Annotated in this window: 8 protein-coding genes; 5 read left to right on the top strand and 3 right to left on the bottom strand. The window is 71.1% G+C overall.

Going from position 1 to position 14,939, the window contains the following annotated elements; genetic code table 11:
• Nucleotides 1–48: 48 nt before the first annotated feature.
• Nucleotides 49–2,409: a putative bifunctional diguanylate cyclase/phosphodiesterase gene (locus tag CLV67_RS07020; RefSeq protein ID WP_307833844.1), complete on the bottom strand. Its 2,361-nt coding sequence runs from the start codon at nt 2,407–2,409 to the stop codon at nt 49–51.
• A gap of 102 nt (nt 2,410–2,511) precedes the next feature.
• Between CLV67_RS07020 and ilvD the strand changes: the two genes are divergently transcribed.
• The gene (gene ilvD, locus CLV67_RS07015; RefSeq protein WP_106316477.1) at nt 2,512–4,359 is read left to right on the top strand and encodes a dihydroxy-acid dehydratase; all 1,848 of its coding nucleotides are present in this window, start codon (nt 2,512–2,514) and stop codon (nt 4,357–4,359) included.
• Between the two features lie 147 nt (nt 4,360–4,506).
• On the opposite strand, the gene CLV67_RS07010 is transcribed toward ilvD, so the two are convergent.
• Nucleotides 4,507–5,580: a hypothetical protein gene (locus CLV67_RS07010; protein ID WP_146169002.1), complete on the bottom strand. Its 1,074-nt coding sequence runs from the start codon at nt 5,578–5,580 to the stop codon at nt 4,507–4,509.
• A 197-nt stretch (nt 5,581–5,777) separates the two neighbouring features.
• On the opposite strand from CLV67_RS07010, the gene CLV67_RS07005 reads away from it, so the two are divergent.
• From CLV67_RS07005 to CLV67_RS06990, 4 genes are all read left to right on the top strand, one after another.
• Complete coding sequence (locus CLV67_RS07005; protein WP_106316307.1) at nt 5,778–6,317, top strand: sigma-70 family RNA polymerase sigma factor; 540 nt, start codon at nt 5,778–5,780, stop codon at nt 6,315–6,317.
• Complete coding sequence (locus CLV67_RS07000) at nt 6,301–7,524, top strand: hypothetical protein (protein WP_146169001.1); 1,224 nt, start codon at nt 6,301–6,303, stop codon at nt 7,522–7,524. The genes CLV67_RS07005 and CLV67_RS07000 overlap by 17 nt, the downstream gene beginning before the upstream one ends.
• A gap of 78 nt (nt 7,525–7,602) precedes the next feature.
• On the top strand, nt 7,603–8,100 hold the full coding sequence (locus tag CLV67_RS06995) for a hypothetical protein (RefSeq protein ID WP_106316305.1): 498 nt from the start codon (nt 7,603–7,605) through the stop codon (nt 8,098–8,100).
• 2 nt (nt 8,101–8,102) lie between these two features.
• Complete coding sequence (locus CLV67_RS06990) at nt 8,103–9,206, top strand: acyltransferase family protein (protein ID WP_106316304.1); 1,104 nt, start codon at nt 8,103–8,105, stop codon at nt 9,204–9,206.
• A 98-nt stretch (nt 9,207–9,304) separates the two neighbouring features.
• On the opposite strand, the gene CLV67_RS06985 is transcribed toward CLV67_RS06990, so the two are convergent.
• A complete protein-coding gene (locus CLV67_RS06985) occupies nt 9,305–14,923 on the bottom strand; it encodes a peroxidase family protein (RefSeq protein ID WP_106316303.1) in 5,619 nt (1,872 codons plus the stop codon).
• Nucleotides 14,924–14,939 lie beyond the last annotated feature (16 nt).

The raw sequence follows: 14,939 nt of genomic DNA, 5'->3' as shown, positions 1-14,939 counted from the left end.
TGGGAGCGGTGCGCTCAGATAAGTACTCGGGACGCGAAGCACATGCGGCTAACCTTGCCCCATCTCACGGCCTGAGTCAACTGATCCCACATTTTGATCACGGGTCGCCGCCACGAAATCCGGATCGCTCGGCAACAACGCTCTGACCTGCCGCATTCCCGGTCCGAGGCGGACCACCTGACTGCGGGCCGGCGCGTCGTTCTGCGGCGTCGACCGGGGTGCCGGAGCCGGTCGCGGGCCGGGTGACCGCAATGACAACAGCCGTGATTCGAGGTGCTCGGCGGGCACTCCCCAGCCGAACAGCGAGCCCTGGCCCAGCCGGCAGCCGGCCTCCTCGACCACCTCCCGCTGCGCCGGGGTGCCGATCCCCTCGGCCAGCACCTCGAGACCCAGCCGGTGCCCGAGCCGCACCACCACGTCGACCAGCGGCGCCGCCGTACCGGTCCGCGACTCCGGCTCGGCCACCAGCGCGTGGTCGATCTTCAGGATGTCCACCGGAAGAGTGCGCAGCTGGGTCAGCGAGGAGTACCCGGCGCCGAAGTCGTCCAGCGCGATCCGCACCCCGGTCTCCCGCAGTTCGGCGAGCCGGCGGACCAGTTCCTCCATGTCGGTGGCCACGGCGTGCTCGGTCACCTCCAGGACCAGGCGCTGCGGAGGTACGCCGTACTCCTCCAGCACGTCCGCGACCCGGCCCGCGTAATCGGCGTCGTGCAGCTCCTTCGGCGACAGGTTCACCGACAGCCACACGTCATGCCCCTTGGCCAGCCACTCGGCGAGCTGCTTGCAGGCCTCCTCGAGCACCCAGGCGCCGATCCGGTTGATCAGCCCGGACTCCTCGGCCACCGGGATGAACTCCACCGGCGGGACCCGGCCCAGGTCCGGGTGCGTCCAGCGCAGCAGCGCCTCGGCACCCACCGGGCGCATCGACGGCAGCGCCACCACCGGCTGGTACACCAGGCGCAGCTGGTCACGGTCGATCGCATGACGGAGCTCACCGGTCAGCGTGCCCCGGCGGCGCAGCAGTTCGTCGTACTCGGCCTGATAGCTCTCGACCCGGTTCTTGCCGCGCTGCTTGGCGTACCGCAGCGCCAGGTCGGCGTCGTGCAGCAGCTCACCGGTGGCGGCCACACCCACACTGGCGGAGAGGAAGATCGAACCCCCGTCGACGTCGTACGGCTCACCGAGTACCGCGAGCAGCCGGTGCGCCGCCAGCACGGCCTCGTCGGCGCCCCCGTGCATCAGCACCGCGAACTCGTCACCGCCGAGCCGGGCCGCCACGTCCCCGGCCAGCAGGTTCCGCCGCAGCCGGGCGCCGACCTCGGCCAGCACCCGGTCGCCGACGTCGTGCCCGCGCATGTCGTTGACGGTCTTGAAGCCGTCCATGTCGATGCCGATGAGGGCGGTCTTCGCCCCGTCCGGCGCCGAGCGCAGTGCACGTTGCAGGCCACGCCGGTTGGCCAGCCCGGTCAGCGGGTCGGTGTGCGCCAGTTCACGGAAGTGCGCCTCGCTCTGCCGGAGCCGCATCGTGTAGCGCCGCACGTCGCCGAGAGCCAGATACTGCCGCCCGACCAGCGCCAGGCCCTCGACGGTGGCGCCGAGATAGCCGAACAGGTCCATCGTCCCGCCCCGGGCCAGGTGGTAGCCGAGCGCGGCGACCATGGCGAGCATCGGGACCACCACGTACGCCCCGCCGCGCTCCAGCACGTCGCCGGACACCTCGACCGGCCGGTCGGCGGCGCGTACAGCCCACGCCACGTGCGTCAGCCCGGCGGTCAGCAGCAGGCCGCTGACCAGCGTGTACCCGTCGTGCTCCCGGCAGATGCCGATGGCCAGCACGTTCGCCGCGGCGGCCACCACGGTCACCCCGGCCGCCACCCGCACGGTGTGCCGCCGCGGCCGGTGGGCGTGCAGCGCCAGCACCGCGGTCAGACCGAGCCCGATCACCAGGAGCACGGCCGGCAGCAGGATGGCCAGGCACGTGTTGGGCGTCGCGTCGCCCAGCACGCGGGTCGGCCGGCTCAGCAGCACCCAGCCGACGAACCAGATGGCGGCCGCGATGACCAGGCCGTCCAGCACGTGCCGGACCGCATCGCCCGGGCTGCGGGCGGCACCGGGCAGCGCGACCGTGCCGGCGAGCAGGGCGAGCGTGCCCAGGCCCATGCCGATCGCGACCGCCGTGGCCAGGGCCCGGCTGTGGCCCGGAACGTCGTGGTGCCCGGTCAGCAGAGCGGTGGCCAGTCCGGCCAGCGCCGCGGCGGTCGCCACCGCGCCGCCGGCGGCCAGCAGAAGGTGGGCCCGGCGGGCCGCGCCGGTGTGCCGGCGGCCGGACTGACCGAGGTAGGCGACCGCCGGTACGGCGACGAGCAGGCCCGCGAGGCCCGCCAGTTCCATACCGGACGGTGAGTGCACGGACACACTCTGCCGGATCTTCGCCGATTGCGACACCCCGGCCGTCCCGAGCTGTGGACGTCCGCCGTGGTCGACGGCCTGCGCAGTGGCACTATGGGTGGCATGCCTGAGCTGCGCTCCCGGACCTCTACTCACGGTCGGACGATGGCCGGCGCGCGCGCCCTGTGGCGCGCCACCGGCATGACCGACGACGACTTCGGCAAGCCGATCGTCGCCATCGCCAACAGCTACACCCAGTTCGTACCCGGGCACGTGCATCTCAAGGACATGGGCGGCCTCGTCGCCGAGTCGATCTTCGAGGCGGGCGGCATCGGGCGCGAGTTCAACACGATCGCCGTCGACGACGGCATCGCGATGGGCCACGGCGGCATGCTCTACAGCCTGCCCAGCCGGGAACTGATCGCCGACGCCGTCGAATACATGGTGAACGCGCACTGCGCCGACGCCCTGGTCTGCATCTCGAACTGCGACAAGATCACCCCCGGCATGCTGATCGCCGCGCTGCGGCTCAACATCCCGACGGTCTTCGTCTCCGGCGGCCCGATGGAGGCCGGCAAGACGATCGCCATCGAGGGCATCGTCCACGAGAAGCTCGACCTGGTCGACGCGATGAGCGCCGCCGCCAACGACAACGTCACCGACGCCCAGCTCGACACCATCGAGCGCTCGGCCTGTCCCACCTGCGGCTCGTGCTCCGGCATGTTCACCGCCAACTCGATGAACTGCCTCACCGAGGCGATCGGCCTGTCACTGCCGGGCAACGGCTCGACGCTGGCCACGCACGCGTCCCGCAAGGCGCTGTTCACCGAGGCCGGCCGGCTGATCGTGCAGATCGCCAAGGAGTATTACGAGCAGAACGACGAGGCGGTGCTGCCGCGCTCGATCGCCAACCGGGACGCCTTCGAGAACGCGGTCGCCCTCGACGTGGCCATGGGCGGCTCGACGAACACGATCCTGCACCTGCTGGCCGCGGCCCGCGAGGCCGAGCTCGACTTCAGCGTCTCCGACATCGACGCCATCTCGCGCCGGGTGCCCTGCCTGTCCAAGGTCGCGCCGAACAGCCCGAAGTACCACATGGAGGACGTGCATCGGGCCGGCGGCATCCCGGCCCTGCTCGGTGAGCTGCACCGGGGTGGCGCTCTCAAGACCGACGTCCGCGCGGTGCACTCCCCCGACCTGTCCTCCTGGCTGGACAAGTGGGACATCCGCGGCGGCTCCCCCTCCGCGGAGGCGCTGGAGCTGTTCCACGCCGCTCCCGGCGGCGTCCGCACCGTCGAACCGTTCAGCACACAGAACCGCTGGGCGAAACTGGACACCGACGCGGTCGAGGGCTGCATCCGGTCGGTCGAGCACGCCTACACCGTCGACGGTGGTCTGGCGATCCTCTTCGGCAACCTCGCCCCGGACGGCTGCGTCGTCAAGACCGCCGGCGTCGACGAGTCGATCTGGAAGTTCACCGGCCCGGCCCGCGTCTACGAGTCCCAGGACGACGCGGTCACCGGCATCCTCGGCAAGGAGGTCGTCGAGGGCGACGTCGTGATCATCCGGTACGAGGGCCCGCGTGGCGGTCCCGGCATGCAGGAGATGCTCTACCCGACCTCGTTCCTCAAGGGCCGCGGCCTCGGCAAAGCGTGCGCACTGATCACCGACGGACGCTTCTCCGGCGGCACCTCCGGCCTCTCCATCGGCCACGTCTCCCCCGAGGCGGCCGGCGGCGGGCTCATCGCCCTCGTCGAGACCGGTGACGAGATCACCATCGACATCCCGGGACGCAGCATCACCCTCAACGTCCACGACGACGTGCTGGCGCAGCGCCGGCACGAGCAGGAACGGCGGCCGAAGCCGTACACGCCGGTCGACCGCCAGCGGCCGGTCTCCGCGGCGCTGCGCGCCTACGCCTCGATGGCGACGGCGGCCAGTGACGGCGCTTACCGGCGCGTTCCCGAGTAACCCGCATCACCGCACTGATCCGGGGCCGGTCACTCACCGGCCCCGGTCTTTTCCGGTAGGGCCACCGATCCTGCCCCGGCTGGGTCTCACCGCTGTCATGGCCGGGCTGAGACAGCGGTACGGCACAGCTGGGGAGGACGGACGGGGTCAGTTGCCGGTGGGGAGTGGCCGGCCCGGGACCTTCTGAGACAGGTAGCGCAGCACCTCACGGCAGTCGAGGTTCGGCGAGCTGTAGGTGTTGCCCTGCAGAGCCTCCAGCAGAGGCTGGTCGCCGGACAGCTGGTCATCCTCGTTGTGGCAGGTCAGGCGGGTGTCCACGGCCGATTGCGGGATGCGCATGACGTACCGGGTGTCGGCGTGCAGCACCGTCAGCCACTCCTCGGTCTCGGCGATGGGATAGCCCACGAACCGGCTCTCCGGCCGCACCTTCAACCGGTTCGCGCCGTCGAACAGGTCCTGGGTCGTCGTCACCGCCGAACCGTTCAGCAGAAACGCCTGCGCCGACACCCACGGCACGTCGAGGCTGTGCATGAACTGGAACGCGAGCGAGGCGGCGCCCAGGTAGACGACCGACAGCCCCCGCCAGCCGGCCAGCCGGTGATAGCGCCGGACGAGCCGCTCGTCGGCCGAGTCCCGCCACCGGTGCCGGACCTGACGGATGAAGAGCTCGACACAGAGAGCGGCGAGAACCACTGCAAGACCTTGAAGCAGATATTTGTACGGCGACGCGAGCGCCGTCACGGAAGCGATGATCAGAATCAGCGGCCAGAGAGCGGGCTGGATACGGGCGCGGAACCGTACCGCGAACCACAGGGTGCCGAGCGCGATCGCGGGAAGCACGAAGTAGGCGTAGATCGTCACCGTACCCAGCGCCACCTGCACCGGCGTGGCAGCGAGCAGCGCGGTCGTGGTAGTGAGCGAGTACCGTGCGACGCCATAGATCTTGATCAGGAAGAGCAGGAGGAGCAGCGCCGAGCCGATCGCCACCAGTTCCCTGGCGGTGACCATGGGCGTCGCCTGCTCGTCGCGCGCACCGACGGGCGCTCCTTCGGGCGCGGGTGGCGTGGAGGCGGCGGGATCGGGCGGTGACACGGCGGAGCCGTTCACCGGGCCGGCCGGGGTCCGGCCGGCCGGACCGCGCGGAGCGGGGATGACTCCTCGATCGATGTCGGTCGGTGGACGGTGGGGGTGGATACGCGAACGTTTCCGGGGACTCGCCATCCCGTCAGCCCTTTCGTGAGCCGGCATCCGCCGCGCCCAGCGTAGGCACCACCCACAATGGCCGGTTACCGGACCGGCGCGAACCCCATGGCCGAGCAGGGCCCGGGCAGAAACTCTCCGAAAATAGTTCGGCCCCGCTGCGTCCGACGCGGGGGGTTCCGGCCGTCTAGTGCTGGGGCAGACGGGAGCCACGGTTGGTGAACAGTGATGAAGAGGCGAACTATCGAAGTTTCGTCGATGCGCAGGCGCACTCGTTGCGCAGGCTCGCATACCTCACCTGCGGCGACTGGCAGCTGGCGGAGGACGCGGTCTTCACCGCCCTGGCGAAGCTCTACACCCGGTGGCGGCGCGTCGACCGGCCGGAGAGCTACGCCCGCAGCATGGTGGTGCGCGCCGCCATCGACGAGGTCCGCCGCCCGTGGTGGCGCCGCGAGCAGCCGGCCGGCCACGCCATCCCCGAACGCGCCGTCCACGACAGCGCCCACGAGGTCGACGAGCGCCTGCGCATCCACGCGGCGCTCGCACAGCTACCGGTGTCCCGCCGGGCCGTGCTGGTGCTCCGCTATTTCGAAGGCCTGACCGTGCAGGAGACGGCCGAGGCGCTCAACTGCCCGGAGAACACCGTGAAGAGCCACACCGTCCGCGGATTGCGGACGCTGCGTGAGGTTCTGGGTGCCGACGCCGATCTGCCGGCCGCAGAGTCAGACGAGGTGGAGCGTTATGCCAGACATGCGTGAGTTGCTGCAGGCGGCGCACGCCGGCGAACCGCCCATGCGACACAGCACCGACGACTTCGTCGCGGGAGGCCGCAGCCGCCGGGCACGCCGGCGCGCGGCCTGGGCCGCCGGCGCTGCCGGAATGATGCTGGCGGTCGCCGGGGTCGCGGTCGTGCCGCAGGTCGTCGCCGGGCACCGGACCGTTCCGGCGAGCGCCAACGACCCGATGCGCTACCCGGCGACGGCGTTCGACCACACCCTGACCGGCTACACGGTCCGCGGCATCGAGGTCAGCGACCCGGTCAACGTCACGTCCGGCTACCAGCAGGCCCGCATCCGGCGCGGCGACGAGACGACCCGCCTCGACCGCGGCGACGGCACTTTCGAGCAGGTTGAGGTCAGCGGCTCGGTGCTCACCGTCTACCGGGACGGGATCTTCGATCCGGCGGCGGTGAGCGGCGGTGAGCAGGTGCGGATCGGCAAGGCCACCGGGCGGTACGTCTCGAACACGATGCTGGCGTGGCCGTACGGACCGGACGCCTGGGCGGTGATCCGCTCCGCCCCCGGCCACCTGAGCCTGGACGACATGGTGCACGTGGCCGAGGCGATGCGGATCGGACCGAGCCGTCCCGCGACACTGCCCTGGCGGATGACCTACCTCCCGGCCGGCTACCAGCTCAGCTCGATGGGTCTCGTCGCGGACGACAGCCTGTCCGGCGCATATGTGCAGCGGGGCGACGCCCGGTTCACCCGGCAGCCGGAGAGCTTCTCGGGGCTGAGCGGGCCGCTGACCGGCGAGGATGCCGACAGCCTGCGGATCAAGGTCTTTCCACGGTGGTACGGCGAGAACCAGCTCTCCATCCTCTTCGGTGGGACCGCTGTCCACCCGTCCGCCGGGCCCTCGAACTCTTCCTCCTACGACCCGTCTTACGGGCCGTCCCTCGATCCGTCGATGTGGCCGTCTTACGCACCGCCGACCGGTATCTCGGACTGGCCGACGTCGAACCCCTCGGCGCATCCGCCCCTCGTCGATCCGTTCTGCGCGCCCGGGCAGAGCCGCTGCTTCCGATACACGGCCGACGGCGCGTACCTGATCGAGGCGACCACCACGACGCCGGAGCCGGACGCCGAGCTCATCCAGGTGCTGCGCGGCACGCGGCTCGCCGACCCGGACGACCCCGCGACCTGGTCGGAACTCGGTGAGGCCTTGCCCGGCCCGGTCCGGTAGCCGCAGAACCTCACACGCTCCCCTCCATTCACACCTCTCGGTGGCGAATCGCTTCGCCATGCCCGGACGGAGTCTCTCATGATCAACATGCAGCGCCGCGTCGTCCACGCGCCGGTCACCGTTCTCGGAAACCTGCTCGACGGGCTCGCCGGCCCGGGCGACCCGCTGTGGCCGGTCGGCTGGGAGCCACTGCGACTCGACCGCCCGCTCGGCGCCGGCGCGACCGGCGGTCACGGGAACCTCGGTTACGCCGTCACCGCGTACCAGCCGGGCCTGCGGATCCGCTTCGAATTCCCGGCCGGCTCGCCTTTCGAGGGTTTCCACGAGCTGTGGGTACGCGGGCTCGCCGCGGACCGGTCCGAGATGGTGCACATCCTGGTGGCCCGCCCGCGCGGCGTGATGCTGCTGTTCTGGCCGCTGGTGATGCGCTGGACGCACCAGGCGCTCGTCGCCGACCTGCTGGACAACGCCGAACGCGCCGCCACCGGCAGGGTCCGCCGCCCCGCCCGGTGGTCGCCCTGGGTCCGGATGCTGCGCGCCCTGACCGCGGGTCCGGCGGCGGAGCCGGCCCCGTGACGATGACGGCCGCCGAACCGGCCCGGCTCACCGAACCGGCGGCCCTCGCCACGCCGGACGGCCGGAGCACGCGCCTGGCGGCGCTGGACCTCTTCCGGTTCGTGTCGGCACTCGGCGTCGCCCTCTTCCACCTGGTGGCGGTCGCCGGTAGCGGAGGCGTACGCATCTGGGGCGACCCGCCCGAAGCGGTCTTCGGCTCGTTCCACCGGATCGCGTCGTACGGCTGGGTCGGCGTCCCGTTCTTCTTCATGATCAGCGGCTTCGTGGTCTGCATGACCGCGTGGGACCGCACCCCCGAGCAGTACCTGCGCTCCCGGGTCGTCCGCCTGTTCCCGGCCCTGTGGGTCTGCATGACGATCACGACACTGGTCGCCACCGCCTATCCACGAGTGTTCACGCCGGTCCCGTTCCGGGCTTTCCTCGCGAACATGTTCCTGCTCGCCGACCCGCTGGGCGTGCCCCGCGTCGACGACGTCTACTGGACACTCTGGCTCGAGATCAAGTTCTACCTGTTGTTCCTGGCCGTCGTGTGGATCGGTGTCACGTACCGCAATGTGGTCGCCTTCTGCCTGCTCTGGAGTGTGGCGTCGGTGCTGGCCGCCGAGGCCGGGCAACCATGGCTGGACGCGCTGGTGATGCGCGGCAACTCCCACTACTTCGTGGCGGGCGTCGCGTTCCACCTGATCCACCGTCACGGCTCCCGGCCGGAGCTGTGGCTGCTCGTCGCGTTCAGCTGGGCCCTGTCGATGCACTACTACGACGGCAACCCCTGGCAGGCCGTCCACGGCATGTCCTACCGGCCGTCGAGCGTCGCGGTGACGCTCTGCTTCGGAGCCCTGGCGTTGCTGTCGCTGGGCTGCCTCGACCGGATCCGCTGGCGTCCACTGGAGACCCTCGGCACCGCCACCTACCCGTTCTACCTGCTGCATTACGTCGTGGGCTTCGCGGTCGTCCACCTGGTCCGCCGACACACGACGATCGACCCGGTCACCCTGCTGGTCCTCGTGATCGTGGCCCTGATCGGCCTGTCGATCCTGGTGAGCCGCCACGTGGAACGGCCGTTCGCAGCCCGGCTGGCAAGGGCGCTCACGAAGAGGAGCGTCTGAAGCGCCTTCGCGGTGTTCCGGACGCCGGGATGCGCCACGCGATGCGGCGCCGCCGGCCCTGGCTGGGTCGGCGGCGCCGGTCGTCGGTGGTGACGGGTTCAGCGGACGGTGGCGGTCACCGTGGTTCCGGTGGCTGCTCCGGCCTGGTTCACGGCCTGGACGGTCACCCGGTAGCGGGTTCCTGCCGGTACCCCCTCGGGGGCGGTGAACGCCGCCGAGCGGGACGGGCCGGGGACCGTCGTGATCACGGCCGCGCCGAGTGGGGTGCCCTTGGCGTTCAGGCGCTGCCAGGTGATCCGGTATCCGGTGATGGTGGCGCCTCCGGTGGTGGCGGGGGCGGTCCAGTGGACCGACGCCGTGTTCTTGCCGCCCTTGCCGCCAGGCTTGGCGGTCAGGTTGCGGACCTTTCCGGGGGCGGTACGCGGGGTCACCGTCGTGCTGGTGGCGGACCAGGCGCCCGCGCCCAGGGCGTTCACCGCGCGGACCCGGAATCGGTACGCGGTTCCGTTGGTCAGGCCGGTCACCGTGTGGACGGCGGCCGAGGCGGAGGCCGTTCGAAGGTTGCCGGTCGGGTGATTGTTTCCGGTCAGGACCTGGATCTCGTACTGCTGGATGGGGCTGCCTCCGTTGTCGGCGGGGGCGGTCCAGCGGACCACTGCAGCGCCGGCTGCGGGGGCCGGGGAACCGATGCGGGCGGCTCCGGGGACGGTCCGGGCGTCGGGGGACGGGCCGGGGCCGCCGGGGGTGCCGGTCGGGCCGGGGGTCGCGGTCCCACCGGGGGTCGGTGTGATGGTCACGGTCGGGCGAGGCGTCGGCGTGCCGGGAATCGTGGGAGTGGGCGTGGGGCCGGGGTTACCGGTACCAGGGTTGCCGGTGCCCGGGTTGCCCGTTCCAGGGTTACCGGCGCCCGGGTTCCCCGTTCCAGGGTTGCCGGTCCCGGGGTTGCCCGTTCCAGGGTTACCGGTCCCGGGGTTACCGGTGCCAGGGTTACCGGTCCCGGGGTTACCGGTGCCAGGGTTACCCGTCCCGGGGTTACCGGTGCCAGGGCTACCCGTTCCCGGGTTGCCCGTGCCGGGGTCGCCGGTGCCCGGGTCGGTGCCCGTGCCCGTGCCGGTACCGGGACCGGTACCCGGGTCCGTTCCGGGGTCGGTCGCGACCGTCGGGACGACGGTGTTGGAGATGCTCGAGAAGGCGCTCGCCCCGGCCGCGTTCACGGCCCGCACCCAGAAGGCGTAAGCGACACCGCTGGTCAGACCGGTCATGGTCAGCTCGGTGACTCCGGTCTCGGCCACGTCGACGCCGACGACGATGCCGGTCTCCGCGTCGAGCGCCTGGATCTCGTAGCCGTAGATCGGGGTGCCGCCGTCGTTGAGTGGGGTGGTCCAGCGGACCACGGCGCTCTCGGGGCCGGCGGTCGCGGTGCCGATGCCGGGGGCGTCCGGGGCCACCGGGGTGACCGGGTGGGTCGGGGTGACGGTCGGTTCGATGGTCGGCGTGGTGGTCGGCGTGGTCGTGGTCGGGTTCACCACCGGCGGGGTGGTGGGAACCACCGGCGGGGTGGTCGGGGTGACGGGCGGGGTGGTGGGAGTGACCGGCGGGGCGGTCGTCGGCTGCGGGGCCGGCGGTACGTCGTCGTCGCCTTCGCGGGGCTCGGCCGGGCCGTCGTCGCCGGGGGCCGTCGCCACGGGGGTTATGGGGCCGAACGGTGCGGTGAAGGTACCGGGGCCGGCGGCGGTGTCGGCGCGGACCCGGAAGGTGTAGCCGGTGCCGTTGGTGAGGCCGGTGACGACCAGGCTGCGGGTGTCCGCGGCCAGCGAGGTCAGGACGGGGTCACCATCGCCGCCGGTGCGCTCCAGGGTGAGGCCGGTGATCGGCTCGCCGCCGGTGGCGTCCGGCACGGTGATCAGCACTGTGGCCTGGGCGTCGCCGGCGAAGGCGCTGACGCCGAGGAAGGCCGACATTCCGCTGATGTCCACGGTCTGATCGTCGAACTGCAGCAGCTCCGCGTTGCGCACCAGGTCGTTGCCGTCGGGGCCGGAGACCAGGACGCCGCCGGAGATCGGGGTGACGGCGTACTCGGAGCGGGCGCCGCTGAAGAGCGCGGTGTCCCGGTCCGCGACCGAATTGGCCGACACGATCTCCCGTACCGCGAAGATGCTCTTGGGGTTGATCCTGCCTGCGAAGACGTCGGCGTAGAGCTCGGTGAGGCTCCGCGCGGAACGGATCTCGGTGCCGTCGGCGGCCCGGACGCTGAGCCGGACCGAGAGGTAGCGGTCGCCGTCGATGATGTCGTTGCCGCCGCGGCCCTGGAGGAGGTCGTCGCCGGCGCCGCCGAGCAGGATGTTGCCCTCGCCCCAGACGTCGCCGGTGAGGTCGCACGGACGGCCGGTCAGGTTGGCGACGCCGCTCGCGGGCATCGGCAGTTCGGTGACCACCTGGTCGAGACCACGGATGCGGGCGATGTGGGTGGCGTCGAGGGCGTCGCAGCCGATCGCGCCGTCGGTGGCGGGCACGCTGTCGTCGCCGCGGAGGATGTCGTCGCCGAACCCGCCGGAGAGGGATTCGACCTCGTCGTAGCGGTCGCGGACGCCGGTGTCGAGGCCGTCGAGGCCGAGCAGCGGCAGGTCGAGGTCGGAGTCGACGGACTCGGCGACGGGGCCGGCGATGGACCAGTCCCAGCCGGAACCGCCGGCGTTCTTCTCGATGCCGGGGCCCTGGACCCCGATGTCGTCGCCGCCCTCCATGTCGTAGTCGTCGTCGCCGCCCTGACCGAGGAGCACGTCGTGGCCGGGCTTGTTGGAGTCGTCGCGGAAGAACAGGTTGCCGCTGTCGCCCTGGAGCAGGTCGGGCGAGTCCCCGCCCTCGATCCAGTCGTCGCCGGAGTCACCGAACGCGCCGTCCTCGCCGTCACCGGCGACGATCAGGTCGTCGCCCTCGCCACCGAACGTCTCGTTGGCGTTGGCGCCGCCGTTGGTGAAGTCGCGTCCGTCGCCGCCGAGGATGATGTCGACGCCGGGACCGGCGTCGACGGCGTCGTTGCCGGGACCGCCCATCGAGAAGTCGGCGCCGCCCTCGTCGGTGAGGACGTCGTCGTCCTCGCCGCCGACGGTGACGTCGTCACCGGCACCGCCTTCGAGCACGTCGTCGCCCTCGGCGCCCCAGATGGTGTCGTTGTCGTTGCCGGCGCGGACCCGGTCGCGGTTCTCGGTGCCGACGAACACGGACTGGGCGTTCATGCCGGGCTTGTCGACGCTGTTGCGGGCCCGGTACGCGATGGTGCCGTCCGGGTGGCGCAGCAGCAGGGCACGCTCGTTGCACTCGGTGGCGGGGTCGTCGTCGACCAGGTTGCCGTCGCGGGCGTACCCGGCCTCGGTGCCGTTGAGGGTGTTCAGGTCGAACTTGCAGTCGGTGGTCGCGAAGACGTCGGCGCGCAGGCCGCTGGCCGTGGTGTTGCGGCTGATCAGTTCGGCGAACGTGTTGCCCTCGAGCTGGCTGCGCAGGTTCATGCCGGGGGTGCGGGCCAGGTAGTACAGCCGGTCGCCGTTCTGCAGGGCGGTCAGCTGGCTCTCGAAGACGTAGTCGAAGGTGCTGCCGAGCAGCCCGCCGAACGGTTCGGTGGTCTCGGCGAGACCGCCGATCCACAGGTCGATGTCGTCGAGCCCGGAGGTGGCCGTGGTCCAGGAGCCGGTGGCGTTCAGGAAGTCGGCGCCGGCGGCGGTCTCGAGCAGGGTGCGCGCCGCGGCCCGCTTCTCGTCCACAGTGGCTCGGCTCAGGATCGAGGCGTGCCTGCCGTACGCCGCAATGAAGTTGACCAAGGATTCTGGATGTTTGAGGTGCTCACCGAAGTCGATCCAGCTGACGTAGGGCCGCAGCCGGCCGTCGTTGCTCCTGGCGTGCAGCGCCCGCCGGAAGTTGTTGAGCGTCGGGATGCCCTCGGACCGGCCCCGGGCGATGTTGATCGCGCCGAGGTCCATCGGCAGGCCGAGCAGGTTGTTGCGCAGCGTGTCGGTCATGAACTCGTCGAGGTCGTTGCCGACCTGCTCGCTCATGCCGAGGACGATCTCGCCGGCCGCGGCCTCGGGGGACAGCGTGCCCTGGTTGGTGAACGCGGGCGGGTTGAGGAAGCCGTCGAGCAGGGAGAGGTTCCCGGCCGTGGGCCGCTCGATGCTCTCGTTCAGCATCGAGTGGCCGAAGCGGTAGACGGCGTGCGCGAACTCGGCGTAGATCGCCGGGTCGAGCTCGGTCTGCGTGAACGCGGCCGGCTGGAAGGGGTTGATCGCCGGCTGGATCTTGCGGGCGAACTCCTCGAAGACGAGGTGCTGGTACTCCATCTCGTTGATGAACTTGGCGGCCTGGAAGATCCGCTCGCCGGTCCACTCGGGGTTGCCCGCGATGATCCGGTTGATGTCGCCGACGAGCCGGTTGTGCTCGGAGTGGAAGATCTGGTGCACGGCGGTGAGGCCGATGTTCTCGTTGGCCCGGCCGTCACCGGCGATGTAGTGGGCCGCGAGCATCTCGTCGTCGTAGGTGCCGGCCGGCTGTGCCGCGAAGTCGGCGCTCGCCACCCCGTCCGAGTCCGGGACGAGTTTCGCGGACGGCGTCGCGTGGTGGGCGACATCGGTCAGGAACGGGGTGTCGAAGTGCACCACGTTCGCGGGGACGGCGACCGGGTTCGCGAGGTCGCCCTCGACCAGTCCGGTTGCCGTGACGTACTGCGGCAGGCCGCGGGCCGGGCCGGGGACGAAGTTGCCGTAAGCGTCGGCGAGCACCATCGGCACGTTGAGTGCGTCCAGGTCGGACAGTGACAGACCGAGCACCTCACGGGCCTGCCGCTTCACGTCGGCCCAGGTGGGCAGGCCGCCGGCGGCGCCGCCGAGCAGGTTGCCGGTGGTCTTCGCGGCCGGGGTGTACTCGCGCAGGAACACCTGGTGGGCGGCGTGCGACGTGTAGACCTGTGAGTTGTCGACGTACGGGGTGTCGGTGTTCTTCGACGGGTTCGCGGCCCGGGTCAGCATCATGAACCGCATGGCGGGCGGGACGTACTTCGCGTCGCCGGGCCTGGGGTCGTCGGCGTTCCCGGCGATCCGGTCCGGTCCGGCGATCAGCGGGTCGTCGGCGCGCAGCGGCACCATGACGATGTCGTTGCCCTTGACGGTCTGGTCGATGCCGTGGTCGAAGAACTGCCCGAAGAGCGTGAACCACGAGTTGTACGGGGCGGACAGCCCGAAGTCGGTGGTGACGTTCGGGATGAACAGCGTGGTCCCGTCGGTCTTGCCGCCGGACACCGCGACGGCTGCCGGGTTGGCGGCGGTCTGGTCGGCGATGATGTTGCTGATCTGCCGGGGCTGCGCGTCGACCGGGCGGGTGCCCTGGTAGACGCCGGTGTGCTGGGCCGGCACGAGGCGGGGGAACTCCCGGTCGGCGGCGCCGTAGCCCTCCTGGCCGGGGGTCAGGTGGTTGCAGGTGCCGTCGACGGTCCGCAGGCCCATCGAGAGCATGGGGCTGCCGAGCTCGTCGAGCAGGGCCCCGCAGGGTCCCGTCTCGCTCGTGGTGTTCGCGACGTGCGCCTCAGCGATCTTGATCTGCTTGAGGATGTACGACAGATCGGCCTCGGTGATCGTGAATCCCTGACCGATCGGGGCGGCCTGTGCGGGAACGACCATGACGGTGGTGGTGAGTAGCGCACCGAGCGCGGCGGCGGACCAGACTCTACGCAAGGGGACCTCATCCGGG

The sequence above is a fragment of the Actinoplanes italicus genome, from assembly GCF_003001815.1.
GTDB lineage: Bacteria > Actinomycetota > Actinomycetes > Mycobacteriales > Micromonosporaceae > Actinoplanes > Actinoplanes italicus.
The sequence above is the reverse complement of the archived record's forward strand: the minus strand, read 5'-3'. Positions and strand labels throughout refer to the sequence as shown.

Bases quoted from the DNA above. Each gene is read 5' to 3' on its own strand.
- ilvD (WP_106316477.1), top strand. From the start codon at position 2,512: ATGCCTGAGCTGCGCTCCCGGACCTCTACTCACGGTCGGACGATGGCC.
- CLV67_RS07010 (WP_146169002.1), bottom strand. From the start codon at position 5,580: ATGGCGAGTCCCCGGAAACGTTCGCGTATCCACCCCCACCGTCCACCG.
- CLV67_RS07000 (WP_146169001.1), top strand. From the start codon at position 6,301: ATGCCAGACATGCGTGAGTTGCTGCAGGCGGCGCACGCCGGCGAACCG.
- CLV67_RS06995 (WP_106316305.1), top strand. From the start codon at position 7,603: ATGATCAACATGCAGCGCCGCGTCGTCCACGCGCCGGTCACCGTTCTC.
- CLV67_RS06990 (WP_106316304.1), top strand. From the start codon at position 8,103: ATGACGGCCGCCGAACCGGCCCGGCTCACCGAACCGGCGGCCCTCGCC.